Annotated in this window: 21 protein-coding genes; 9 read left to right on the forward strand and 12 right to left on the reverse strand. The window is 56.6% G+C overall.

Annotated features, from left to right (window positions below; translation table 11 throughout):
* Nucleotides 1–50: 50 nt before the first annotated feature.
* Complete coding sequence (locus ABLV07_RS01640; RefSeq protein WP_045361929.1) at nt 51–2,249, forward strand: TonB-dependent siderophore receptor; 2,199 nt, start codon at nt 51–53, stop codon at nt 2,247–2,249.
* Nucleotides 2,250–2,355: 106 nt separating this feature from the next.
* On the forward strand, nt 2,356–3,732 hold the full coding sequence (pheP, locus tag ABLV07_RS01645) for a phenylalanine transporter (RefSeq protein ID WP_015367815.1): 1,377 nt from the start codon (nt 2,356–2,358) through the stop codon (nt 3,730–3,732).
* A gap of 41 nt (nt 3,733–3,773) precedes the next feature.
* On the opposite strand, the gene ABLV07_RS01650 is transcribed toward pheP, so the two are convergent.
* On the reverse strand, nt 3,774–5,018 hold the full coding sequence (locus ABLV07_RS01650; protein ID WP_348853230.1) for a mechanosensitive ion channel family protein: 1,245 nt from the start codon (nt 5,016–5,018) through the stop codon (nt 3,774–3,776).
* A 77-nt stretch (nt 5,019–5,095) separates the two neighbouring features.
* The gene (locus ABLV07_RS01655) at nt 5,096–6,523 is read right to left on the reverse strand and encodes an MFS transporter (protein WP_348853229.1); all 1,428 of its coding nucleotides are present in this window, start codon (nt 6,521–6,523) and stop codon (nt 5,096–5,098) included.
* A gap of 109 nt (nt 6,524–6,632) precedes the next feature.
* Between ABLV07_RS01655 and ABLV07_RS01660 the strand changes: the two genes are divergently transcribed.
* Together ABLV07_RS01660 and ABLV07_RS01665 are read left to right on the forward strand one after the other, a co-directional pair.
* Complete coding sequence (locus ABLV07_RS01660; protein WP_020079399.1) at nt 6,633–7,502, forward strand: helix-turn-helix transcriptional regulator; 870 nt, start codon at nt 6,633–6,635, stop codon at nt 7,500–7,502.
* Nucleotides 7,503–7,526: 24 nt separating this feature from the next.
* On the forward strand, nt 7,527–8,564 hold the full coding sequence (locus ABLV07_RS01665; protein ID WP_015704683.1) for a DUF2157 domain-containing protein: 1,038 nt from the start codon (nt 7,527–7,529) through the stop codon (nt 8,562–8,564).
* 472 nt (nt 8,565–9,036) lie between these two features.
* Here ABLV07_RS01665 and nfsB read toward each other — a convergent pair whose 3' ends face one another.
* From nfsB to ABLV07_RS01680, 3 genes are all read right to left on the reverse strand, one after another.
* The gene (nfsB, locus tag ABLV07_RS01670; RefSeq protein ID WP_015367810.1) at nt 9,037–9,690 is read right to left on the reverse strand and encodes an oxygen-insensitive NAD(P)H nitroreductase; all 654 of its coding nucleotides are present in this window, start codon (nt 9,688–9,690) and stop codon (nt 9,037–9,039) included.
* 120 nt (nt 9,691–9,810) lie between these two features.
* Nucleotides 9,811–10,179, reverse strand: coding sequence for an MmcQ/YjbR family DNA-binding protein (locus ABLV07_RS01675; protein ID WP_015367809.1), 369 nt, complete (start codon nt 10,177–10,179; stop codon nt 9,811–9,813).
* Nucleotides 10,179–10,760, reverse strand: a complete 582-nt coding sequence (locus ABLV07_RS01680; protein ID WP_032714030.1) for a TetR/AcrR family transcriptional regulator — start codon at nt 10,758–10,760, stop codon at nt 10,179–10,181. The genes ABLV07_RS01675 and ABLV07_RS01680 overlap by 1 nt, the downstream gene beginning before the upstream one ends.
* 173 nt (nt 10,761–10,933) lie before the next feature.
* Between ABLV07_RS01680 and ABLV07_RS01685 the strand changes: the two genes are divergently transcribed.
* Together ABLV07_RS01685 and ABLV07_RS01690 are read left to right on the forward strand one after the other, a co-directional pair.
* Complete coding sequence (locus ABLV07_RS01685; protein ID WP_015367807.1) at nt 10,934–12,049, forward strand: MBL fold metallo-hydrolase; 1,116 nt, start codon at nt 10,934–10,936, stop codon at nt 12,047–12,049.
* A 32-nt stretch (nt 12,050–12,081) separates the two neighbouring features.
* Nucleotides 12,082–12,423, forward strand: coding sequence for a RamA family antibiotic efflux transcriptional regulator (locus ABLV07_RS01690; RefSeq protein WP_015367806.1), 342 nt, complete (start codon nt 12,082–12,084; stop codon nt 12,421–12,423).
* Between the two features lie 57 nt (nt 12,424–12,480).
* Here the strand turns inward: ABLV07_RS01690 and ABLV07_RS01695 are convergent, their stop codons facing one another.
* Nucleotides 12,481–12,729, reverse strand: coding sequence for a DUF1158 domain-containing protein (locus tag ABLV07_RS01695; protein ID WP_015367805.1), 249 nt, complete (start codon nt 12,727–12,729; stop codon nt 12,481–12,483).
* Nucleotides 12,730–13,230: 501 nt separating this feature from the next.
* Here ABLV07_RS01695 and ABLV07_RS01700 point away from each other — a divergent pair.
* On the forward strand, nt 13,231–15,954 hold the full coding sequence (locus tag ABLV07_RS01700) for a cation-transporting P-type ATPase (protein ID WP_164514937.1): 2,724 nt from the start codon (nt 13,231–13,233) through the stop codon (nt 15,952–15,954).
* A gap of 44 nt (nt 15,955–15,998) precedes the next feature.
* Here ABLV07_RS01700 and ABLV07_RS01705 read toward each other — a convergent pair whose 3' ends face one another.
* From ABLV07_RS01705 to betI, 5 genes are all read right to left on the reverse strand, one after another.
* Nucleotides 15,999–16,727 carry a phosphodiester glycosidase family protein gene (locus ABLV07_RS01705; RefSeq protein ID WP_032707587.1) on the reverse strand — a complete coding sequence of 243 codons (729 nt, stop codon included), beginning with the start codon at nt 16,725–16,727 and terminating at the stop codon, nt 15,999–16,001.
* 48 nt (nt 16,728–16,775) lie between these two features.
* Nucleotides 16,776–17,891, reverse strand: coding sequence for a YbdK family carboxylate-amine ligase (locus ABLV07_RS01710; RefSeq protein ID WP_045361940.1), 1,116 nt, complete (start codon nt 17,889–17,891; stop codon nt 16,776–16,778).
* 282 nt (nt 17,892–18,173) lie between these two features.
* Nucleotides 18,174–19,838 carry a choline dehydrogenase gene (betA, locus tag ABLV07_RS01715; protein ID WP_032712813.1) on the reverse strand — a complete coding sequence of 555 codons (1,665 nt, stop codon included), beginning with the start codon at nt 19,836–19,838 and terminating at the stop codon, nt 18,174–18,176.
* Between the two features lie 14 nt (nt 19,839–19,852).
* On the reverse strand, nt 19,853–21,325 hold the full coding sequence (gene betB / locus ABLV07_RS01720; RefSeq protein WP_020079391.1) for a betaine-aldehyde dehydrogenase: 1,473 nt from the start codon (nt 21,323–21,325) through the stop codon (nt 19,853–19,855).
* A gap of 11 nt (nt 21,326–21,336) precedes the next feature.
* Nucleotides 21,337–21,930, reverse strand: coding sequence for a transcriptional regulator BetI (gene betI / locus ABLV07_RS01725; RefSeq protein ID WP_015367796.1), 594 nt, complete (start codon nt 21,928–21,930; stop codon nt 21,337–21,339).
* A gap of 128 nt (nt 21,931–22,058) precedes the next feature.
* On the opposite strand from betI, the gene betT reads away from it, so the two are divergent.
* Nucleotides 22,059–24,092, forward strand: a complete 2,034-nt coding sequence (gene betT / locus ABLV07_RS01730) for a choline BCCT transporter BetT (protein ID WP_015704693.1) — start codon at nt 22,059–22,061, stop codon at nt 24,090–24,092.
* Nucleotides 24,093–24,407: 315 nt separating this feature from the next.
* Nucleotides 24,408–24,773, forward strand: coding sequence for a hypothetical protein (locus tag ABLV07_RS01735; protein WP_032707592.1), 366 nt, complete (start codon nt 24,408–24,410; stop codon nt 24,771–24,773).
* A gap of 79 nt (nt 24,774–24,852) precedes the next feature.
* Here ABLV07_RS01735 and ABLV07_RS01740 read toward each other — a convergent pair whose 3' ends face one another.
* Nucleotides 24,853–25,884 carry a methionine synthase gene (locus ABLV07_RS01740; protein ID WP_015704695.1) on the reverse strand — a complete coding sequence of 344 codons (1,032 nt, stop codon included), beginning with the start codon at nt 25,882–25,884 and terminating at the stop codon, nt 24,853–24,855.
* Between the last annotated feature and the right edge of the window lie 10 nt (nt 25,885–25,894).

The following is a 25,894-nucleotide window of genomic DNA, read 5'->3' on the forward strand; positions in this document are numbered from 1 at the left end:
GCCCGGCGACGGGCCCTTTGATCCATTTATCCTCATCCATGGGGCAAATTATGCACACCACGCACTATTCATCCTTCCCGCTGCGTAAAACGCTGTTGGCCTTAGCCATCGGCGCCGCCAGTCAAACGGCGATGGCCGCGGACGCTACCGCCGCGAAGCAACCTGGCGAAGAGACCCTCATCGTCGAGGCTAACGAAACCAGCGATTTTAAATCCGGCGGCGACCTGGTGGTTCCGGCATTCCTCGACGGGCAGATCGCCCACGGCGGCCGTCTGGGGATGCTTGGCGAACAAAAGGCGATGGACGTTCCTTTTAACGTCATCGGCTATACCTCGAAACTGATTCAGGATCAGCAGGCGAAAACCATCGCCGATGTCGTCAGTAACGACGCTGGCGTGCAGGCCGTACAGGGCTACGGCAACTTCGCCGAGACCTATCGAATCCGCGGGTTTAAGCTCGATGGCGATGACATGACCATGGGCGGTCTGGCGGGCGTGGTGCCGCGTCAGGTGATGGACACCCAGATGCTGGAGCGCGTTGAAATTTTCAAAGGGGCTAACAGCCTGCTTAACGGCGCGGCCAGCAGCGGCGTCGGCGGGATGATTAACCTCGAGCCGAAACGGGCGGAAGATCTGCCGACCGCACGTGTTGGCGTCGACTATACCTCTGATTCGCAGGTTGGCGGTACCCTCGACCTGGGACGCCGTTTCGGCGATAACAACCAGTTCGGCGCCCGGGTCAACCTGGTGCATCGCGAGGGCGAAGGCGCTATCGATAACGATAAACGCCGTACCACGCTGGCTTCGCTGGGGCTTGATTACCGTGGCGATCGTTTCCGCTCCTCGCTCGATTTCGGCTATCAGAAGAAAACGTTCCACGGCGGTACGATGGGCGTCAATATCAGCGGCGTAGATTTCATCCCGGCGCTGCCGGACAACAGCAAAAACTACAGCCAGAAGTGGGGCTATAGCGATATTGAAAGCGAGTTCGGCATGGCGAAGGCGGAATATGACCTGAGCGATAGCTGGACGGTATACAGCGCCCTCGGCGGTCAGCATTCGCATGAAATCGGCACCTACAGCGCGCCGAAGCTGCTCAATAAAAACGGCGATGCAACGGTTGGCCGCCTTGATACTAACCGCATCATCGACGCGATCAGCGGCATGGGCGGGGTACGCGGCGATTTCAATACCGGCGCGATTTCGCATAAGGTGAATCTCGGCTATGCGGCGCAGGTGCATACCGATGCGACCGCCTGGCGGATGTCGGCGAAGAATCCGACCACCAATATCTATGACAACCACGATGTGGCAATGCCGGATAACGCCTATTTTGGCGGCAACTACCACGATCCGCTGGTCACCTCGCGCAGCCGTACGCAGGGCTGGCTGCTGAGCGACACTCTCGGCTTCTTTAACGATAAGGTGCTGTTTACCGCGGCTGCTCGTCATCAGAAAGTGGTCGTGCGCAACTACAGCAACGCCACCGGACTGGAAGATACCTCTTCGCGTTATACCCAAAGCCGCTGGATGCCGACGTTTGGCCTGGTGTACAAGCCGTGGGAGCAGCTGTCGCTGTATGCTAACCATACCGAAGCGCTGCAGCCGGGCTCTGTGGCGCCGACTACGGCGGCCAATGCCGGGCAGAGTACCGGGATCGCGCACTCGAAGCAGGACGAAGTGGGCGTCAAGATCGACTACGGAACGATCGGCGGATCGCTGGCGCTGTTTGAAATCAAAAAACCGAACGCCATTTCCGATACCGCTGGCAATTACGGCCTCGACGGCGAGCAGCGTAACCGCGGCGTAGAGATGAACGTCTTCGGCGAGCCGATGCTGGGGCTGCGTCTTAACGCCAGTACGGTGTGGCTGGATGCCAAACAGACTAAAACCGCTAAAGGCGCAACCGATGGTAAAGATGCCATCGGGGTGGCTAATTTCTACGCGGTGCTCGGCGCCGAGTATGATATTAAGCCGGTGGAAGGCCTGACCGCGACAGCGCGTGTCAATCATAGCGGCTCGCAGTATGCCGATGCGGCCAACACCAAGAAGCTGGATAGCTACACCACCCTGGATTTAGGCCTGCGCTATCGTATGCGCCTGAACGCCGACCAGAACGAAATGACCTGGCGCATCGGGGTGACCAACGTGACCAACGAGAAGTACTGGTCCGGCATTGACGATACCGGAACCTATCTGTTCGAAGGCGATCCGCGTACCGTTCGCGTCTCAATGAGCTACGACTTCTAACGCTAAAAAAGCGGGGCGGGCGGCTGATGCTTGCCCCGCGCAACTTGCGACAATCCCCCCTAAGTGATAAAAGGTGCCCCTTCACAAAAACACACAGGGGAACGACGTGAAAGACGCGTCAACGTCGTCGGATGCCGTAGAAGAGAGCGGCCCGACGCTTCATCGCGGTTTACAGAACCGACATATTCAACTTATCGCCCTTGGCGGCGCGATTGGGACCGGCCTGTTTCTTGGCATTGGTCCCGCGATTCAAATGGCTGGCCCGGCGGTGTTGCTGGGTTACGCCGTGGCCGGTATTGTCGCTTTTCTGATTATGCGCCAGCTTGGCGAGATGGTGGTGGAAGAGCCGGTATCCGGTTCTTTTGCCCACTTTGCCTATAAATACTGGGGCCCGTTCGCCGGTTTCCTGTCCGGCTGGAACTACTGGGTGATGTTCGTGCTGGTAGGAATGGCGGAACTGACTGCCGCCGGGATTTATATGCAGTACTGGCTCCCCGATGTTCCCACCTGGGTTTGGGCGGCGGCTTTCTTCATCATTATTAACGCCGTCAACCTGGTCAACGTACGCCTGTACGGCGAGGCGGAGTTCTGGTTCGCGCTGATAAAAGTGCTGGCGATTATCGGCATGATCGCCTTTGGCCTGTGGATGCTGTTTGGCGGCCACGGCGGCAGCAAAGCCGGTTTTGATAACCTGTGGAAGCATGGCGGTTTCCTCGCCACTGGCTGGCATGGCCTGGTGCTGTCGCTTGCGGTGATTATGTTTTCTTTCGGCGGCCTGGAGCTTATCGGCATCACCGCTGCGGAAGCGCAAAATCCGGAAAAGAGCATTCCGAAAGCGGTTAACCAGGTGGTTTACCGTATCCTGCTGTTTTACATCGGTTCACTGGTGGTGCTGCTGGCGCTCTATCCGTGGGTAGAGATTAAATCCGATAGCAGCCCGTTTGTGATGATTTTCCATAATCTTGACAGCAACGTGGTGGCCTCCGCGCTGAACTTCGTCATTCTGGTGGCATCGCTGTCGGTCTATAACAGCGGCGTCTATTCCAACAGCCGGATGCTGTTCGGCCTGTCGGTACAGGGCAATGCGCCGAAGTTTCTCGCCCGCGTCAGCAAACGCGGCGTGCCGGTGAATTCGTTGCTGCTGTCAGGCGTTATTACCTCGCTGGTGGTGGTGCTCAACTATCTGCTGCCGCATGAAGCGCTGGGGCTGCTGATGGCGCTGGTGGTGGCGACGTTGCTGCTGAACTGGATCATGATCTGTATGGCGCACCTGAAGTTTCGCGCCGCGCAGCGTCGTAAGGGGCGTGAATCGAAGTTCAAAGCGTTACTGGCGCCAGCCAGCAACTACTTCTGTATCGCCTTTCTCGGTTTGATTCTGGTGCTGATGTGCACCATTGACGGGATGCGTCTGTCGGCAATACTGCTGCCGGTGTGGATTATCTTCCTGTTTGCCGCTTTCAAACTGCTGCGCCGCCCGGCGTAAGGCTTATCGCCCCGCGGAATGGCGGGGCGACATTACAAATGCTATGACGACAGCGCGCCCGACAGTGAACGAATGTCGTTGCCGGTTGGCGTCTGGTGAATACGCAGGCCGAACTCGTCAACCACCGCAAAGATATGGTCGAAGATGTCCGCCTGAATGCCTTCATACTCCGCCCACACCACGGTATTGGTGAAGCAGTAGATCTCAATCGGCAGGCCGTTAGCGTCCGGCGCCAGCTGGCGCACCATCATGGTCATATCCTTACGTAGCCGCGGATGGTTACGCAGATACTCCTGCAGATAGGCGCGGAAGGTGCCGATATTGGTCATTTTGCGCAGGTTAAGCACCGACGGTTCATTAGCGTGCTGTTGGTTCCACTCATTAATTTCCTGATGGCGCGAGTCCATATAGGGCTTCAGCAATTTGGCCTGAATCAGGCGCTGCCGCTCCTGCTCGTCAAGAAAATGGATGCTGGTGGTATCGATGTTCAGGCTGCGCTTAATACGACGACCGCCGGAGGCCGACATCCCGCTCCAGTTTTTAAACGAATCCGAGACCAGCGACCAGGTGGGGATCGTGGTGATAGTGTTATCCCAGTTGCGCACTTTTACCGTCGTCAGGCCGATATCAATAACCGCGCCATCGGCGCCGTATTTTGGCATCTCCAGCCAGTCGCCGAGTTTGAGCATGTCGTTGGCGGAAAGCTGGATCCCGGCCACCAGGCCAAGAATCGGGTCTTTAAATACTAACATCAGCACGGCGGCCATCGCGCCAAGACCGCTAATCAGAATCGCCGGCGACTGGCCAATCAGCAGCGATATGATCAGGATGCCGATAATAATCGCCGTGACCAGCTTAATCCCCTGGAAGATACCTTTAAGCGGCAGCTGCGAGGCGGTGGGGAATTTTTGCGCCAGGTTGAAAATCACGTCCAGCAGCGAGAAGAAAGAGAGCATGGCGTAAACCATGACCCACAATTGCGCGCAGGTAGATAAGATTTCCGCTGCTTCGCTGCCTTTCTGCAGCCAGAGCACGGCCTGAACGTTGACGATAATCCCCTGCAGGGTGAACGCCAGGCGGTGGAAGAGTTTATTTTGCGTAATGATCTGCAGCCATAAATGGCTGCTGGCCTGCGCCCGCTTTTCAAAGGTGCGTAGAACCACTTTGTGCAGAATGAGATGAACGACAATCGCCGTCAGAAAAATAATGCCAAAAGTAATGATGAGCGAGGTGGTAGGGGTGATTTTGATGCCTAATGCGGCGATTTGCGATATTAATTCCTGCATAACGTCTCCTGTACATCCAGCGGTTATGATGACCGCTGGATGACTATTATGCAAATCAGAGGTTACACAGTTGTGAATCAGGACGCCGTCGCCGCCGGCTGCAGGTTCAGGTGATGGCGCAGCCAAAGGGCAATAGCGCCCAGCAGCAGCATCATCGCTACCTCGACCAGCAGGAAGACGATCAGCGCCTGCGTATAGTCACCGCCGCCGCGCTGGGCCAGGGTTAAGAACAGTGAGCCGAGAATGGCCGGCCCCAGCCCCAGCGTCGCCTGCTGCAAGGTGCTGAGGATGGCGCTACCGGCTCCGGCATCGCAAGCGCGAATGTCCCGCATCCCGATACGATAGAAACTGTTGACGATTAACGCCTGACCATAGCCGATCAGCGCGGTGGAGGGCACCAGCGTCAGCGTCGTGGTCCGCAGGCCAAGTTGATAAAAGGTGACGCTCAGCAGCAGCAGGCCGCTAATCTGCACCACCAGGCCAATCAGCAAAATCCGTCCCATGCTGTAGCGAGCGATAAGCTTTGGCGCGTACAGCGCGGAGATAAAATAGGCCACCCCGAGAGCGATAAAACTGTTGCCGGACTGCCACGGCGCCATCCCCAGCCCGGCCTGCATGGTCAGCGCCATACAAAACATAAAGCCGGACCAGGCGCTGAAGAACAGCAGTGCGATAGCCATACCAAAACGGATGCTGGTGAGCTTCAACAGCCGCGGCGGCAGCAGCGGTTGCTCGCCGCGCTGCTGCTTACGCAGCGCGCTCAGGCGCATCCAGGCGAGCAGGGGGAGTACGGCCAGCAAAAGCAGCTGTAGCTCCCATGGCCAGTGCAGTTCCGGCCCCAGCGCCATCGGAAACAGCAGGCAGCAAAGGATTAACGCCAGGCTGAAAGTTCCCTGCCAGTCGATGCTGGAATGGCTTTCGCGGCGGGTTTCCGGCACATAGCGGCGGCTAAAAGCGAGCACCAGCAGGCAGAAAGGCACGTTGATAAAGAAGGCGTTGCGCCAGCCGAGCCCGGCGATATCGGCGGAGACCAGCCAGCCGCCGCCCATCTGGCCGACGATAAACGCGATGCCGCCGATACCGCCGTACAGGCTGATCGCCCGGGCGTGAGCGGTGCCTTTCAGGGTGACGTGCAGGGTGGCGAGGATTTGCGGCACGATCAGCGCCGCGCCGGCACCTTGCAGCGTTCGTGCGGCGAGTAGGGCGTTAATGGAGTTAGCCATTCCGCATAGCAGTGAGGCGATGCCGAATACCGCCACCCCCCACAGAAACAGGCGGCGGCGCCCATAGTTATCACCCAGTTTGCTGCCCATCGCCAGGCAGACGGCAAAGGCCACGCCGTACAGCGCGACGATAAGCTCCAGTTGAGTGGCGCTGGCGTCGAGGGAGTGGGTGATCGAATCCAGCGCCACGTTGGTTATCGAGGTATCAATTAACGGCAGCATCTGGCCGGTCAGTAATAGCAGTAAGCCGGCGCGGCCGGGTGAAACAGCAGACGAATTCATCGGATCTCTCCATTGCGTCATTCAGCGGATGGCCGTAGCATCTCCGATTAATTAAACGGGTACCAGTTCCTGTCTATACTGGTATTGGTACTACCATGCTGGAGGAACAATGACGCTAATGCTGCAACGTGAGGCGCTGAATCTCGCGCCCGATGATAGCCGTAAACAGCTGGGAGCATTTCTGCGCGCCCGCCGCGAAAGCCTTGACCCGCAGCGTCTCGGCCTGCCGCGCGTCGGGCGGCGGCGGACGCCGGGGCTGCGCCGGGAAGAGGTGGCGATGCTGGCGGACGTCGGCGTGACCTGGTACACCTGGCTTGAGCAGGGGCGGGAAGTGAATCCGTCGGCGGCGGTATTAAGCGGCGTGGCCAGCGCGCTGCAGTGCAGCCCGCTGGAAACCCGCCATCTGTTCGTACTGGCCGGCTTAACGCCGCCGGAGAATACGCAGGCCACGGTTTGCGAGGGGATCAGTCCCGGAACCCGACGCATGCTTGATAGCCTGATGCCGCAGCCCGCCAGCATCCAGAAACCGAACTTTGATATCGTCGCCTGGAATGACAGTTTTTGCCGCCTGATGGGCGTTGATTTCGCGACGATTGCCGAAGAAGACCGCAATTGCATCTATCTCTATCTCACCTGCGAAGCCTGGCGTAGCCGCATTGAAAATCGCGATGTGTTGCCGACTTTTGTTTCCTATTTTCGCGCGGCGATGGCTGAGCATCGCGGTTCGCCAGAGTGGGAAGATAAGCTGGCGCGCTTTTTCGCCGCTTCAGCGGAGTTCGAAGCGCTATGGCACCAGCGCTATGAGGTGCGCGGCGTCGAAAACCAGGTGAAAAATTTTAACCATCCGCAGCTCGGGCGCTTTAGCCTGCAGCAAATGTACTGGTATTCCGCGCCGCGCAACGGTTCGCGTCTGCTGGTCTATTTACCGCTGGATGAAACCGGAGAACAGGCGCTGGCCTGGTTGGATCAACAGGGCTAAGCCCGCAATGGACAAGGAACGCTTATGAACGTCACCCGCAAGCAGCAGCGGATTCTTCAACGCGCTATTGAGCAATGGCAGCAGGAGGGGGTCCTGAACAGCAGTGATGGCCAACGGCTGTCAGCGTCGCTATCTGTCCGTACTTTCGACTGGCAGCGCCTGAGCCGCTATGCCTTCTGGACCGCGATAGCCTGCGTCTTGATTGCGCTGGGGAGTCTGTTCGCCGACGCTGAATTGATTGCGGCGATTATCAATCTGTTCAGCGATTCCGCTGTCGCGCGGATTATTCTGCCGACGCTGCTGGCCATCGCATTTTACTATTGGGGGTTCCGCCGCCAGCGGCGCGAATCCCAGTGGCACTACAGCACCGAGGCGATTTTGTTCCTCGGCGTCGTCTGTACCGCCATTGCCTTGTGGCAGCTAGGCGATCGGCTGGACGACGGCAGCGGCCATGTGGCGCCGCTAATCCTGCTCGGCTGCGCCATTTACGGCCTGATAGGGTTTTTCGCCCGCTCCGGGCTGGTGTGGCTGTTCTTCCTGCTGGCGTTAGGTAACTGGTTTGGCGCGGAAACCGGCTATGTATCAGGTTGGGGCGCCTACTGGCTGGGGATGAGCTTCCCGATTCGTTTCGTGCTGTTCGGCGGCGTGCTGCTGGCGCTGTGCTACTTGATGCAAAATGTATTACACCAGCGGCAGTTGTTTACCGTTAGTAAGGCGATGGGGCTGACCTGGCTGTTTGTCGCGCTGTGGATCCTGTCGATTTTCGGCAACTACGATTCCGATAGCTGGTATGGGGTGAGCCAGGCGCAACTGCTGCCGTGGGGGCTGCTGTTTGCGCTGGCGGCGGCGATCTGTATTTATATCAGCCTGAAAACCGACGATGGCATGCTGCGTGGATTTGGCCTGACGTTTCTTGCCATCAACCTCTACACCCGCTTCTTCGAATTCTTCTGGTATAGCCTGCACAAGGTGGTGTTCTTCCTTATCCTGGCGGTATCGCTGGCGATGATTGGTCGCTACGCCGAGCGGATCTGGCACGCCGGCGAGGGGGAGAAAAAGTAACCCTCCCCGGTGGCGCTAACGCTTACCAGGGCTACCAACCGAGTACTGGACCGTAGCCCTTGTTATCGGTTTTCGATTGCTTCGCTCCTGGAAAAACGGTTGTTCTGCGCTGTTTCCGAGCACATTGCGCTCCCGATAATTCTTCTGCGTTATGTCTCTCATGGTGCAGGGAGCGCACAGAGGGCGGCCAGTCGCCGCCGCCCTCTGTACTCCCGGGCTCTGGCCGCCAAAATCGCCACTTCGTGGTACCTTCGACTTATCCCTGCAGGCTTCGGGTCGGGCCGAGGCAGCGTCCTTGCAAATCACGGCCCTCAGCCCGCATCCATGCGGGCTGCCCCGGCCTTCCGGGAACGTCTCAGCGATTTTGAGGCCACCAACACCAGCAGTTTCAGTCAGCATTGATGCGGTTGTAACGGAGGTAGCCCGGATAAGGCGCAAAGCGCCGCCATCCGGGGAGGACAGCGCGCGGAGATTAGATCTCGGTGATGGTGGTGGACTGCGGCAGTCGGGATTTCGGCAGCGCGGCGTTGAAGTCTTCCACGCTGTGATGACCGACCGGCACCACGACCACGCTGGTATAACCTTGCGCTTTCAGGCCAAATTCTTCGTCGAGGATAGCGAAATCGACGCCTTCGATCGGCACCGCATCCAGACCCATTGCCGCCACGCCGAGCAGGAAGTTGCCCACGTTAAGATAAACCTGCTTCGCCATCCACTGATCGTCATCTTTCAGCTCTTTGCGGTGCATATCGGCAAAGAAGGTGCGGCCTTTGTGGTTACCGGCTTTGGCTTCCGGAGTGGCAAAACGGCCATCGGCATCTTCCTGATCAACGACTTTTTCCAGCCACGCATCGTCCATTGCGGTTTTCGCACAGAACACGACAACGTGGGAAGCGTCGAGGATTTTACGTTCGTTGAACACATAGGTGCCGCTGGCTGCTTTCGCGACGCGAGCTTTACCTTCATCGCTGCTGGCGACGATAAAGTGCCATGGCTGAGAGTTGGTGCTCGACGGGCTGTATTGCAGCAGCGTTTTCAGGTTTTCCGCCTGTTCAGCCGTCAGTTTTTTCGCCGGATCGAAAGCCTTAGTGGAGTAACGTTTTAAGGCAACTGAGATAATATCCATGACTCTTCCTCACAATTTTCAGCCCCTTACGGGCACATTTCGTGGGAGGAAGAGTACAGCGATGCGCGGGAAATGATAAGAGTGAAAAATGCGATAACACTTATCGCATTTATTTGAAAATCAGCCGGGACGTAGCCGACGCTGGTCTTTTTTCGCCAGCTTATCCACCACCAGATTCCACGAGTCGTCAATAAGCTCGGCAAGTAAATCCTCGCTGATATCCTCGCCCGGCACCACGGTGATCCAGTGCTTTTTGTTCATGTGATAGCCCGGTTCGATGCTGCGGTAAATTTGCTGATTGAGCAGCGATTTTTGCGGATCGGCCTTCAGGTTGACTATGGCACGCCCGCGAAGGGTCATGGTCAACATGAAAATACGCCCACCGACTTTAAACACGTCATACTCCGGGCCAAACGGCCAGCAGTGTTCGGTAAAAGGGTAGGTCAGCGCGATACGCTGCGCGTGATGGTGTAGCGCTTCGTTATCCATTACGACTCACTCTCATGCAGCGCATTCCACATGGCCTCAAAACCGAGGGCAATGATCTCGCGGGCGCGCTGCGGATCGTGGCTGGCGAACTCGATGGTGGTTTCAGCCAGCGACAGGAACAGGGCATCGCCGAAAGCGCGATAGGCGTCGCTAAGGAAAACCGCTTTTACCGACAGCTGGCACATCTCGTTCAGCTCGGGAAAACTCTCTTTGACCTGGCTGCGGGTTTCATCGGTAATGCGTTCGCTCAATGCCATACGGCGAATGGCGCGGTATTCCATAGGGTTACGCATCCCCCAGTCGATATAACTGTTCCAGATGTTCCGCGCGTTCTCTTTCGGGCGTTTTTCGTCAGGATTGAGCCCGGCGATCATTGTCTGTACTAAGCGCATCTTAATGGCGAGGTATAACTCGTTGAGCAACTCATCTTTAGTGGCGAAATAGCGAAACAGCGTTCCCTCGGCAACCCCCGCGCTGCGGGCTATCGCCGATGTTGAAGCGGCAATGCCGGACTGGGCGAAAGCGGCCGTGGCGGCTTCCAGTAACGCTTGTTTTTTATCTTCACTCTTAGGACGAGCCACTACATTTTACCTCGCTGAAAGTTAAACCTCGATCTAATCACGGCGGACCGCACAACTGCAACGCCAGATGTCAAAAATTGAAAATAGTCTTGACGATTTTCTACTCCTTCCTAATAATGAGTGCTTACTCACTCATAATCAAGTTATATCATAAAGTCCCCTGGATGGGGCTTTTGTCTGGTCAGGATATGAACCGTGTCACCTTTAGCGTGGTCGCCATTATGTTATTAGCAGCAGCAACGACATTGCCGTTTGTTCTTAATGCCGGTTTTGGCAAAGCGCCGCAGGGGGCGCAGCTCAGTCTTGTCGAACAGTCGCCGAACTACCGTGACGGCCAGTTCCATAACCAACTGCCGACGCCGGGATTCACCGGCCAGAAAAACATGCTGGCCGCGTGGTGGGATTTCCTGGTCACGAAGCGAGAAAACGCGCGCCCCCAGCAGCCGTTGCCGCTGGTGAATACCGATCTTGCCGGTTTGCCGTCTGGTGAAGACGTCATGGTCTGGCTCGGTCACTCATCGTGGTATCTGCAGCTGGCGGGTAAACGTATCCTGATCGACCCGGTATTTAGCGATTACGCCGCGCCGTTCTCCTTCATCAATAAGGCCTTCCCCGGTGATTATCCGTGGAACGCGCAGCGGATGCCGGAGATCGATCTGCTGATTATCTCCCACGATCACTACGACCATCTCGACTACGCCACCATTAAGGCGCTGATGCCGAAAGTTAAACGCGTGGTGACGCCGCTCGGCGTCGGCTCGCATTTGCGCTACTGGGGAATGGATGCGGCGATTATTGATGAAGTGGACTGGAACCAGACGATAAAAATCAGCGATGAACTCACCGTACACGCGCTGCCGGCTCGCCATTTCTCCGGCCGCGGGCTGAAACGCAACCAGACCTTGTGGGCCAGCTTCCTGTTCGTCACCCCGCAGGAAAAGATTTATTACAGCGGCGATAGCGGCTATGGCCCGCATTTTAAGGCCATTGGCGAACAGTTTGGCCCTATCGATCTGGCAATCATGGAAAACGGTCAATATGACCAGGACTGGAAGTACATCCACATGATGCCGGAAGAAACGGCGCAGGCCGCCGATGATTTACGCGCCCGGTCGGTATTACCGGGGCACGCCGGACGCTTTGTGCTGGCAAAACACAGCTGGGACGATCCGTACCAGCGGCTGGCGGCAGCCAGCGAAGGACGTGAGTGGCGTTTAGTCACGCCAATGCTGGGCGAACCGGTGTGGGTCGCTGATAAGACACAATCATTTAACGCCTGGTGGCGCTAACCGCCAGAGTGGTTCAGAAGGAGAGAAGAGATATGAATATATCCGCTCAGGTGATTGACACTATCGTGGAATGGATTGATGACAATCTACATCAGCCACTGCGAATTGATGATATTGCGCGCCATGCCGGATACTCGAAATGGCATCTGCAACGGCTGTTTTTGCAGTACAAAGGGGAAAGTCTCGGGCGCTACATTCGCGAGCGTAAACTGCTGCTGGCAGCGCGCGACCTGCGCGATACCGATCAGCGGGTTTATGATATCTGCCTGAAATACGGCTTTGATTCGCAGCAGACCTTTACCCGTATTTTTACCCGTACCTTCAATCAGCCGCCGGGCGCGTATCGCAAAGAGAACCACAGTCGTGCGCACTGAGCGCCGACTGCATACCAGTCCGCCTCTATCGGCGGGCTTTTTTTGCTCTCGTACGGCTTAATCTGCCAGCGAGAACCAGCGGCGCCATATCCAGCGCAATACCAGATACTCAACTACCCCCAGCGCTAAGAACCACAGGCAGAAGATCAGGGTATAGAGCTGGTTGAGATCCATCAGGTGGAAGGATGTGACCAGTTTTTGCGCCAGCGTCAGGCCGAGCGAGGGCGCCGGCAGCAATAAGCATGAGATCAGGGCTAACAGCAAAATGCCGGCGGCGGATAACAGCGTTTCCAGCGGGTGTTTCATTATAATGTTAATCGTCAGTTAAAAAACATATTGTCTGGTAAAAAGTCCGTTAACGCAATATGCTTTATCCGCTTATTAATTTACGTCATTCATATTATTTCTAATACTATTAATTAAAACCCCTCTGTTAATTTATTGATTAATATTTGTGATTAAGTTAATTGCACCGTGATGTAAATTAACGTCATTTATTATCCCAGCATTTTTACAAAAGTATAGGTACTATATCCCACTATTGTGGCGATAATAATTGCCAGTGCGACATACAGCACCAGACGGCGTCCGCGGTAGATTCCAAACATGTTTCACCTCGTTTATAAATGGTTTAGAAATACCCTGTAATATTTGTTTTTCAGAACCAACTTACCATGTATTTTTTAATTTGCGAGTAAATAAATATTCTGGCTGGATAATTTGATCTTGCTCGCAAAACGCATTAATTCATTGGCCAGAAATGATTTCAGGCTTTCCGAATGACGGAATTTAAAAGGAAACTTAATTTTGACCCGGATGATTAACCCCCACAACATCACGCCTTCGGGCGACAGCGCGCCACAGCAGGCTTATCAGCAAACAGTCGAAGCGGTACTGGCGCAAAAAAAGAGCCATGCCGACGGTCTCAGCACCGCTGAAGCCGTCGGGCGCCTGAAATCATACGGCCCTAACGCGCTGCCGGAAAAGAAAGGCAAACCGGCCTGGCTGCGTTTTCTTGCCCACTTCAACGATGTCCTGATTTACGTCCTGCTGGCCGCTGCCGCGCTCACCGCGGTGATGGGCCACTGGGTCGATACCCTGGTTATTCTCGGCGTTACCGTCATTAATGCGTTGATCGGTCATATTCAGGAGAGCAATGCCGAAAAATCGCTGCAGGGGATCCGCAACATGCTCTCCAGCGACGCCCGCGTCCAGCGCAACGGCAAGCATGAAACCATCCCCACCCGTGACCTGGTGCCGGGCGATATTGTTATTTTGCGCGCTGGCGATCGCGTCCCGGCGGATATGCGCCTGATTGAAAGCCACAATCTACGGGTCGAAGAGGCGATTCTCACCGGCGAATCAACGGTGGTGGATAAAACCACTGTGGCGTTGCACGGCGAGCTACCGCTGGGTGACCGCACCAATATGGTCTTCTCCGGCACCACTATCAGCGCCGGCAGCGGCGTCGGTGTGGTCACCGCTACCGGTCAAGAGACCGAGCTAGGCCACATCAATCAGATGATGGCGGCTATTGAAAAGCACCGTACTCCGCTGCTGGTGCAGATGGATAAGCTGGGGAAAGCGATTTTTGTCATCATCCTCGCGATGATGGTGGCGCTGTTCTTCTTCAGCCTCGCGCTGCGCGATATCCCGCTGGGCGAGCTGCTGCTGTCGCTGATTAGCCTCGCGGTGGCGGCGGTGCCGGAAGGCCTGCCGGCGATTATCTCGATTATCCTGTCGCTCGGCGTACAGGCGATGGCGCGCAAGCGGGCAATTATCCGCAAGCTGCCGACGGTTGAAACGCTTGGCGCGATGACCGTGGTGTGTTCGGACAAGACCGGCACCCTGACCATGAACGAAATGACGGTGAAAGCAATCATCACCGCCGACTGCTGCTACCGCGTTGAAGGCGACAGCTATGAGCCGCAGGGGCGCATTTTCCAGGAGGGCAGCGACGAGCCGGTGGTGGTCCAGCCGGGCAGCGTTTTGGAAACCTACCTGCGCACCATCGATCTGTGCAACGACAGCCAGATCGTTCAGGACGAGCGTGGCCTGTGGGGGATCACCGGCGGCCCGACCGAAGGGGCGCTGAAGGTGCTGGCGGCGAAAGCCCAGTTAGCGCCGGTCGCCACCCGGTTGGTGGCGAAAATACCCTTCGACTCGCAGTACAAATATATGGCCACCCATCAGCAGATCGGCGATGAGGAGCGGGTGCTGATTACCGGCGCGCCGGATGTCATCTTTGCCCTGTGCGGCCAGCAGATGAGCAAGCAGGGGCCAAGGCCGTTTGACCGTCAATACTGGGAAGACGAAATGGCGCGTTTCGCCCGTCAGGGGTTACGGATGGTTGCCGCCGCCTGTAAACCGGCAACCGTCGGCAGCGCCACATTGACCCACGATGATCTGAAAGAAGGTCTGGTGTTCCTCGGCATCGCCGGAATGATGGATCCGCCGCGTCCGGAGGCGATTGACGCGATCCACGCCTGCCAGACCGCCGGGATCCGCGTGAAGATGATCACCGGCGACCACCCGCAGACGGCGATGAGCATCGGTCAGATGCTGGGGATCGCCAACAGCCGCCAGGCGATGACCGGCTATCAGCTTGAGCATATGGATGATGCCGAGCTGGCGAAGGCGGCGGTGGAGTTTGATATTTTCGCCCGTACCAGTCCGGAGCATAAGCTGCGTCTGGTAAAGGCGCTGCAGGATAGCGGCGAAGTGGTCGGCATGACCGGTGACGGCGTTAACGACGCCCCGGCGCTGCGCCAGGCCGACGTGGGCATCGCCATGGGCATTAAAGGAACCGAGGTGACCAAAGAGGCCGCCGATATGGTGCTCACCGACGACAACTTCGCCACCATTGCCGGCTCGGTGAAGGAGGGGCGTCGTGTCTACGACAACTTGAAAAAGACCATCCTGTTCATCATGCCGACCAACCTCGCGCAGGGGCTGTTGATCATCATCGCGCTGCTGGCGGGCAATATTATTCCGCTGACGCCGGTGCTGATTTTGTGGATGAACATGGCGACCTCGGCCACGCTCTCCTTCGGCCTGGCCTTTGAAGCCGCCGAGCGCAACGTGATGAACCGTCCACCGCGTAAGACCGGCCAGCACGTGATGGATGGGTTCGCCGTCTGGCGCGTCGCTTTTGTCGGTTCGATGATTGCCGTCGCCGCTTTTATTCTCGAAGCCTGGCTGGCGCCGCGCGGCCACAGCGCCGAGTTCATCCGCACCGTGCTGCTGCAGATGCTGGTGACCGCCCAGTGGGTCTATATGATCAACTGCCGCAGCAGCGACAGTTTCTCCCTGAACAAAGGATTGCTGCGCAACAAAGGCATCTGGCTGGTGACCGGCATCCTGTTGCTGATGCAGCTGGTCATCATCTATGTACCGCTGATGCAGAACATGTTCGGCACTGAGGCGCTGCCGCTGCGCTACTGGTTCGTGACTCTGGTGATTGGTGTGGCTATGTTCCTGGTGGTTGAAATTGAGAAGCGGCTGACCCGCCGTTTCCGTAAAGCTGCCTGATCCCCTCTGGCGCCCCTTCAGGATAGAGCGGGCGCCATTTTCGTTTAGCCAGGTTTTTGGGTTTCCACCGCGATCATGGTGACGAACGGATGGTATTGCCACGGTATGCTGCCGCCCTTTTGATACATTTTTGAAATCGTACCGTCGAGGTAGAGCATCTGGCGCACGTGGAGTTTGGACTGCGCGTAACAGGCGAAATCGTAGAAATTGGTTTCACGCTCGCTAAGCATAAATACCACCCGTCCCTGCTTATCAATGCCGACGCCGTTGCGCAGTTTGCGCGAGCTGGCGGAGGGCTTCAGCCGCCAGTTGATGGCGCCGTTTTCAATCAGCATTGGCCCGGACTGCACGGCGTAGGTTATCTCAGGCGATGGCTTAAAGTTGTTGATAGGCGTTATTCCCGCCCGCTGGCCCTTCAGCCAGAATACGCCGCCGGGGCGGATGAAAAAGTTGCCGCCGCCGGAGGCGCGGTTGAGCGGCTTTAGCAGCTCGCCGTTTTCGATATACAAGCCCAGCGGTTCGTAGGCCTTATCGTATATCCCGCCGTTCATCGCCATCTGGACGCTGCCGTCTTTATCGATATCGGACAGCAGCGAGCGCAACGATCCCCAGGCTTTACCATTTTGCTTTTGCCAGTACATCACGATGCGCTCCTGCTGCGGATTAACCGTATAGCTTTGCAAGGTCAGCGTCGGGTCGGTGAGCGTACAGGCGGCATGGGTAAAAGCGGTGAAGGGAAGAAGCGCAAGCGGGATCAGGCGGCGTAATAACATGAACATTCCTTTTAAATATCCTGCGCCGAGTATACCCGTTTCGCTTCCTTATGCCGCCCAAATCTCGCAATGCTTTTGTACCAGACCAATCAGCGAACCGCCGTTGGCGATGAATTCGCGCATCTGCTGCGCTTCGCTGATGGGGGATCTGGCCTGGCGCACAACCGACTCCAGCGCCGCGCTGGCATGCACCTTGTGGGCAAAAGGCGCCAATCGGTCGGCCAACTGCAGAATGTTCGCGCGGATGCTCTGCTGTTCGCCGGACCAGACATCGGTTATCACCCCGTCGAGGCCGTAGCGACAGGCCTGATAGCGGTTGAAAGGGTAGAGGAGGTAATCCTCCGGTTGATGTTTAAACGGCCGTTCGTTTAACAGCCAGCAGGCCAGCGTCTGGATAAATCCGGCGATATTCACCGCCTGGCCTATCGTCAGCGGCGTATCCATTACCCGCACCTCGACGGTACCGAACACCGGGCTCGGGCGGATATCCCAGTGCAGATCCTTCATGCTGTCGATCATGCTGGTGTAGCTCAGGCGGCGGAATAAACGCTGAAAGGCCTGCCAGTTCTCAACCCACGGCATCGGCCCGTTATCAGGATAGGAAGAGAAACGATTCAGACGCGAACAGGCAAAGCGGCTGTCGGTGCTGTCGAACCACGGCGAGGCGGCGTTGAGGGCAATAAAGTGCGGTACAAAGCGTGACAGCCCGTGCAGTAAATAGATGGCGTCGTCGCCGTTCTGACAGCCGACGTGAACGTGCTGGCCAAACACCGTCGCCTGCTTTGCCAGATAGCCGAAGTGCTCGACGGTTTTCACATAGCGCGGGTTATCGCTGATTTGTTGACGCTGCCAGGCGTGGAAAGGATGCGAACCGCCGCCGCAGATTTGTAGGTGGTGATGGAGAGCGGCGCGCTGTACCGCCTGATGGATGGCGCCGAGCTGTGTGGTGGCGTGGTTGATATCGCGACAGATGCCGGTCGCTATCTCCAGCATGCTTTCGGTGATGTCGTGTTTGGCCTCTCCCGCCGTCAGTTCGCGTTGGATATCGGCAATCAGCGTGGAGGCATCCTGGCTGAGGTCGTATCCCGGCGGGTTGACGACCTGTAACTCCAGCTCAATACCAAGCGTAAAAGGCGCTGAAACGTGAAAATCGGGTAGCGTCATCGTCTTTCTCCTGTCCCCGCTTAAACTGCAAGTATAGGAGAAGCGCAGTGAGTGCGGACGGGATGAGAAAACCCCGGTGGCGCTGTCGCTTACCGGGGCTACAGAGTTGTGCTATTTGGTAGCCCGGATTAGCGTAGCGCAATCCGGGAAGGCGGGGGGTGTATCGCTGACACCGGTGCTGGCGGCTTCAAAATCCCCGGTGGCGCTGTCGCTTACCGGGGCTACAGTGCTGTGCTATTTGGTAGCCCGGATTAGCGCAGCGCAATCCGGGGATCTGCTCGTTTAGCGGCGAACAGGCGCGTCGCCAGCGACATAGTAGGCCGCGGTGCTGCGCGGTAACGGCTGACGTCCGCGAATGGCATCGGCCATCTTCTCGCCAATCATGATAGTGGTGGCGTTCAGGTTGCCGGTAATAATCTGCGGCATAATCGACGCGTCGACGACTCTTAACCCTTCCATGCCGTGGACGCGGCCTTCGCCGTCGACCACCGCCATGTCGTCGTACCCCATCTTACAGGTGCCGCACGGGTGGAACGCGGTCTCGGCGTGATTACGCACAAACTCATCTAACTCCGCATCGCTCTGGCACTCAACGCCAGGACTGATTTCGCGCCCACGATATTTATCCAGCGCCGGCTGGTTCATGATTTCGCGGGTAATACGGATGGCGTCGCGGAACTCCTGCCAGTCCTGGTCGCTCGACATATAGTTGAACAGGATTGCCGGATGGGCATGCGGATCGCGCGATTTCAGACGCACGTGACCGCGGCTTGGTGAACGCATCGAGCCAACGTGGCACTGGAAACCATGTTCTTTAACTGCATTGGATCCATTGTAGTTAATCGCCACCGGCAGGAAGTGGTACTGAATATTCGGCCAGGCGAATTCCTCGCGGCTGCGGATAAATCCGCCCGCTTCAAACTGGTTGCTGGCGCCGATCCCGGTGCCGCCGAACAGCCATTCCGCGCCGATTTTCGGCTGATTCCACCATTGTAGCGCCGGGTACAGCGATACCGGCTCTTTGCACTCGTACTGCAGGTACATCTCAAGATGGTCCTGCAGATTTTCACCGACGCCGGGCAGGGCGTGGACCAGCGGAATATCAAACTGGCGCAGGAGTTCCGGATTGCCGACCCCGGAACGCTGCAGAATTTGCGGCGAGGCGATGGCGCCGGCGCACAGCAGCACTTCTTTATTGGCCATTGCTTTCGACGGCGCGCTGCTGTCGCCTTCCAGCCACTCGACGCCAACGGCGCGTTTGCCGTCAAAAATAATGTGATCGGTCATGGCATGGGTGCGGATGGTCAGGTTCGCGCGGCTGCGGGCCTGATCGAGATAGCCGCGGGCGGTGCTGGCACGGCGTCCCTGCGGCGTCACGGTGCGGTCCATCGGGCCAAACCCTTCCTGCTGATAACCGTTGAGATCGTCAGTACGCGGATAGCCCGCCTGCACGCCGGCTTCCACCATTGCATGAAACAGCGGGTTATTATTCTGTTTCGGCGTAGCGACGCTCACCGGGCCGTCGCCGCCGTGATAGTCGTTAGGGCCGATGTCGCGGGTTTCCGCTTTCCGGTAATAGGGCAGGCAGTCGAGGTAGCTCCAGTGTTCCAGCCCCGGCGCGGCGGCCCAGTTATCAAGGTCCATGGCGTTGCCGCGGATATAACACATGCCGTTAATCAGCGAGGAGCCGCCGAGCCCTTTACCGCGTCCGCACTCCATGCGACGGTTGTTCATATAGGGTTCCGGTTCGGTCTCATAGGCCCAGTTGTAGCGTTTGCCCTGCAGCGGGAAAGCCAGCGCGGCGGGCATCTGGGTGCGGAAATCAAAGCGATAATCCGGGCCGCCCGCTTCCAGCAGCAGGACGGTGATGTTGGGATCTTCCGTTAAACGCGTCGCGAGGACGTTGCCGGCGGAGCCGGCGCCAATAATGATGTAGTCAAACTGCAAAAATGACCTCCTGGTTAAAATATGGATTGAAACTGACCCATCTCAACCTGGATGGATTTTACCTGGGTATAGCTCTGTAGCGTCATCACGCCGTTTTCTCGGCCAATGCCGGAGTGTTTATAGCCGCCGACCGGCATTTCCGCCGGCGATTCTCCCCAGCTGTTTATCCAGCAAATGCCGGCTTCCAGCTGGTGGATGATGCGGTGAGCGCGGTTCAGATCCGGCGTGACGACGCCAGCGGCAAGGCCGTACTCGGTGGCGTTGGCGCGACGAATCACTTCCGCTTCGTCGTCATAGCTAAGAATCGACATCACTGGTCCGAAGATCTCTTCGCGCACGATAGTCATGTCGTCGGTGCAGTCGGTGAAGACCGTCGGAGCGACCCATGCGCCATTATCGAAGCCTTCGCCTTTCAGCACATCGCCGCCGCACAGCAGGCGAGCGCCTTCGCTTTTGCCGCTCTCGATATAGCGCAGGACATTCTGGCGATGCGGGAAGCTGACCAGCGGGCCGAAATTGGTATCGTCGGCAAACAGGTCTCCGGCGCGGATACGGCCCACGCGCTCCAGGATCTTGTGTTCAAATTCGGCTTTAAACTTCGCGGGCACAAACACGCGGGTGCCGTTGGTGCAGACCTGACCGGAGCTGTAGAAATTGGCCATCATGGCGATATCGGCGGCGAGGTCGAGGTTGGCATCTTCCGCGATAATCAGCGGTGATTTACCGCCCAGCTCCATGGTCACCTCTTTTAAAGAAGAGGCGGCGGAGTTGGCCATGACTTTTTTGCCGCTGGCGACACCGCCGGTGAAGGAGATTTTGGCGATATCCGGATGCTCGGTCAGGTACTGGCCGGTTTCGGCGCCGATTCCCGGCAGGACGTTGAAGACCCCTTCCGGTAGACCCGCTTCGCGGTAGATTTCCGCCAGCTTCAGCGCGGTGAGCGGAGTGACTTCGCTCGGTTTAAAGATCATCGCGTTACCGGCGGCCAGCGCCGGGGCCGATTTCCACAGCGCTATCTGGATCGGGTAGTTCCAGGCGCCAATACCGGCGACTACGCCAAGCGGCTCGCGGCGGGTGTAAACAAAAGAACTGTCGCGCAGCGGGATCTGGCTGCCTTCCAGCGCCGGGATCAATCCGGCGTAGTACTCCAGCACATCGGCGCCGGTTACGATATCGACGGCGGCGGTTTCGCTCAGCGGTTTGCCGGTATCAAGCGTCTCCAGACGCGCCAGCTCATCATTACGTTCGCGCAGGATATCAACCGCTTTACGCAGGATCCGCGAGCGCGCCATCGCGCTCATCGCTGCCCACACTTTTTGCCCCTGTTGGGCGCTTTTTACCGCGCGGTCGACGTCTTCACGCCCGGCGGCCTGGACGGTTGCCAGCACTTCCCCAGTGGCAGGGTTGATGGTCTCGAAAGTTTTACCGCTGGTGGCGGCGACAAACTTGCCGTGAATATAAAGCTGCTGTTCGGCCATTCGGGACATGGTTTCCTCCATTATTGCGAAGTCGGTGGCAGATACTGACTGATGAAATGGTCGGCGAGGGTTTCGGCACGCGTTTTGTCGAGCGGTTTACCGCTTAACGCCGCCCGCAGCCACAGGCCGTCGATCAGCGCCGCCAGACCGTAACCTGCTTCCTGCGCCTGCTCGCGGGGTAGCTGACGCTGAAACTCATACACGATGTTCGACAACAAACGCTTACTGCTGACCTGCTGCAGGCGATAGAGCATCGGCTGATGCATACTGCTGGCCCAGAAGGCGAGCCACGCCTTCATCGCCGCGCCGCTTATCTGGCTGTCATCGAAATTGCCGGCGACGATGGCCCGCAGGCGCCGTTCAGCGCTGGCGCCGGGTAGCGCCCGCAGCCGCTGTAACACCGCATGGCGTAGCTGGCCGGTGATGTCGCGCATCGTCGCTTCCAGCAGTCCGTTTTTATCCTTGAAATAGTGGCTGATGATGCCCGTCGATACGCCCGCCCGGCGGGCGATCTGCGCGATGGTGGCGTCATGCATGCCGACCTCATTAATCGCCGCCAGCGTGGCGTCGATCAGCTGCCGCTGACGTATCGATTGCATCCCCAGTTTTGGCATTTCCCGGACTCCATTCATCAGATTTGTTTATCTATTAAAGCGGTTTTTGATTGGACGTTCAATATAAAATGTGTCTTAATTGTTGCCGATTTGCTTTTTAATAGTTGCAATAAATGTAAGGAGAATGGATGACAGACCTTTCGCCGAGCAGAGAAAAGGACAAAATCAATCCGGTGGTTTTTTACACTTCCGCAGGACTGATTTTGTTGTTTTCCCTGATGACTATCTTCTTCAGCGATTTTTCCGCGGCCTGGATTGGCCGTACCCTGAACTGGGTTTCTAAGACATTTGGCTGGTATTATTTACTCGCCGCCACGCTGTATATCGTGTTCGTCGTCTGTATTGCCTGTTCGCGCTTTGGCTCGGTGAAGCTGGGGCCGGAACACTCGAAGCCGGAGTTCAGCGTGCTGAGCTGGGCGGCGATGCTGTTTGCCGCCGGTATCGGCATCGACCTGATGTTCTTCTCGGTCGCCGAACCGGTCACGCAGTATATGCAGCCGCCGGAAGGGGCGGGGCAGACCATGGAAGCGGCGCGCCAGGCGATGGTGTGGACGCTATTCCACTACGGCCTCACCGGCTGGTCGATGTACGCCCTGATGGGAATGGCGCTGGGATACTTTAGCTATCGTTATAATTTGCCGCTCACCATCCGCTCCGCGCTCTATCCTATCTTCGGGAAAAAGATTAATGGCCCCATCGGCCACAGCGTCGATATCGCCGCGGTGATCGGTACGATTTTCGGCATCGCCACTACCCTCGGTATCGGCGTGGTGCAGCTCAATTACGGCCTGAGCGTGCTGTTCCATATTCCTGATTCCCTGGGAGCAAAGGCGGCGCTGATTGTATTGTCGGTGATTATCGCCACCATTTCGGTGACCTCCGGCGTGGATAAGGGCATTCGTATCCTTTCCGAGCTCAACGTGGTACTGGCGCTGGGGCTGATCTTATTCATTCTGTTTATGGGCGATACCGAGTTCCTGCTCAATGCGCTGGTATTGAACGTCGGGGATTACGTCAATCGCTTTATGGGAATGACGCTAAACAGCTTCGCCTTCGACCGCCCGGTTGAATGGATGAATAACTGGACGTTATTCTTCTGGGCCTGGTGGGTGGCGTGGTCACCGTTCGTCGGCCTGTTCCTGGCGCGTATTTCGCGCGGGCGCACCATTCGCCAGTTTGTGGTCGGTACGCTGATTATTCCGTTCACCTTCACCCTGCTGTGGCTGTCGGTATTCGGCAATAGCGCGTTATATGAAATTATTCATGGCAATGCAGATTTTGCCGCCGAAGCCATCGCTCACCCGGAGCGCGGTTTCTATAACCTGCTGGCGCAGTATCCGGCGTTTACCTTTAGCGCCTCGGTCGCCACCATTACCGGCCTGCTGTTTTACGTCACCTCAGCGGACTCCGGCGCGCTGGTGCTCGGCAACTTCACTTCGAAGCTGAAGGATATTAATAGCGATGCGCCGAACTGGCTGCGCATCTTCTGGTCGGTGGTGATTGGCCTGTTGACCCTCGGTATGCTGATGACTAACGGCATCTCCGCGCTACAGAACGCGACGGTGATCATGGGGCTACCGTTCAGCTTTGTGATTTTCTTCGTGATGGCGGGGTTATATAAGTCATTGAAGGTGGAAGATTATCGCCGCGAAAGCGCCAATCGCGACACTGCGCCGCGCCCGCTGGGCGTGCAGGATCGTCTGAGCTGGAAAAAGCGCTTGTCACGCTTAATGAACTATCCCGGTACGCGCTATACCCGCCAGATGATGGAGACGGTATGCTTCCCGGCGATGGAAGAGGTGGCGCAGGAGTTGAAGCTGCGCGGCGCTTACGTTGAGCTGAAAAGCCTGCCGCCGGAAGAGGGCGATAACCTTGGTCACCTCGATCTGCTGGTGCATATGGGCGACGAACAAAACTTCGTCTACCAGATTTGGCCGCAGCAGTACTCGATTCCTGGTTTTACCTACCGGGCGCGCAGCGGCAAATCGACCTACTACCGTCTTGAGACTTTCCTGCTGGAGGGGAGCCAGGGCAATGACCTGATGGATTACAGCAAAGAGCAGGTGATCACCGATATTCTCGACCAGTACGAGCGACACCTGAACTTTATTCATCTACACAGGGAAGCGCCGGGGAATAGCGTCACCTTCCCTGGAATGTAAACCCGCTTTTACCTGGGCGTCATGTAATAAATGACGCCCTTTTTTTGCAATCTAGTACATTGTCAATTTACAGCTTTAATTATTAAGTAGCCATTTAATGTACTATTTGTGCTTAATTAAATTGTTTTATTTGTGTTATTACTGGTTGTCATATAGTCATGGGGGGGAGTATCTACGCTTAAATATCGTTATTTGCAAATAATGAAATGAAATAATGAGTCCTGCAGGATTGCTTCCAGGGACGACAACGATATCACGTTTTAAATTCGTATAAATCGCACTATTAACAATAACAATCAGTACATGAGAAATATAATGGAAAAATATTCAGGGATCATTATTCGTGGGCCCTTCTATGCGATGATGGCCGCGGTTGTCTTCTGTTTTTCCAGAGGTTTTTTCCTCTACTGGATGATCAAAAGGGATCCTGTAGCGACCCGCGCCAGTATCGTGACTTACTACCCTAAAACGCCAAACGATCGTGGTGAGGTGAGTATTGTATTAACGTATAGCTTTAGTGCCGAAGGTAAAATTTATAGTAAGGCCAATCAGTTTATGACTATTAATACGGTGGATCTCGATAAGGTTTATGTGGGAAAAGAGGTACCCGTGATCTACTACCGGGCTAATCCTAAGTTCAGTCAGTTAGATTATTATCATCAGGAGTTAAGACAGAGATGATAACCTTTGTGAAGGGAATAACAGCAGCCAGGTAGGCCCGGCTCCTGTTGTAGTATCAGAGACAATAAATAGCCGATAACTATTTCGCCGCCAGCTCCCGGCGAATAATTTCCGCCCCGGCGCTTAGCGCATGTAGCTTACCGCCGGCGACCTGACGCGATAACGGCGCCATGCCGCAGTTGGTTGACGGATAGAGCTTGTCGGCGTCGACGAACTGCAGGGCTTTGCGTAGCGTGCTGGCCACCTCTTCTGGCGTCTCAACGGCGTTGGTCGCCACATCGATTGCTCCGACCATCACTTTCTTGCCGCGGATGAGCTCCAGCAGGTCCATCGGTACGCGCGAGTTGTGGCACTCCAGCGAAATAATATCGATAGAGGAGGTCTGGAGTTTCGGGAACGCCTCTTCATACTGGCGCCATTCGGAGCCGAGCGTTTTTTTCCAGTCGGTATTGGCCTTAATACCGTAGCCATAGCAGATATGCACGGCGGTTTCGCATTTCAGCCCCTCAACGGCTCTTTCCAGCGCGGCGATCCCCCAGTCATTGACTTCATCAAAGAAGACGTTAAACGCAGGTTCATCGAACTGAATAATATCAACCCCGGCGGCTTCTAATTCCCGGGCTTCCTGGTTGAGAATTTTGGCAAATTCCCAGGCCAGCTTTTCACGGCTTTTATAGTGATTGTCATACAGCGTATCGATCATCGTCATTGGCCCAGGCAGGGCCCATTTAATCGGTTTGTTGGTGAGTTGACGCAGGTATTTTGCATCTTCCACAAACACCGGCTGCTGGCGCTCGACGGCGCTGACTACGGTCGGCACGCTGGCGTCATAGCGGTTGCGAATTCTCACCGTTTGCCGTTTCTCGAAATCGACGCCGCTAAGATGTTCAATAAAGGTGGTGACAAAGTGCTGACGCGTCTGCTCGCCATCGCTGACGATATCAATGCCTGCGCGCAGCTGATCGTCGAGCGATAAACGCAGCGCATCGCGTTTGCCCAATACTAACTCTTCATTCTGTAATTTCCACGGAGACCATAGCGTCTCGGGCTGCGCCAGCCAGGTCGGTTTCGGTAAACTGCCTGCGGTGGATGTCGGGAGCAATGTTTTCATACAGGTGACC

This window comes from Klebsiella sp. CN_Kp097, from assembly GCF_040064495.1.
Taxonomy (GTDB): domain Bacteria; phylum Pseudomonadota; class Gammaproteobacteria; order Enterobacterales; family Enterobacteriaceae; genus Klebsiella; species Klebsiella aerogenes.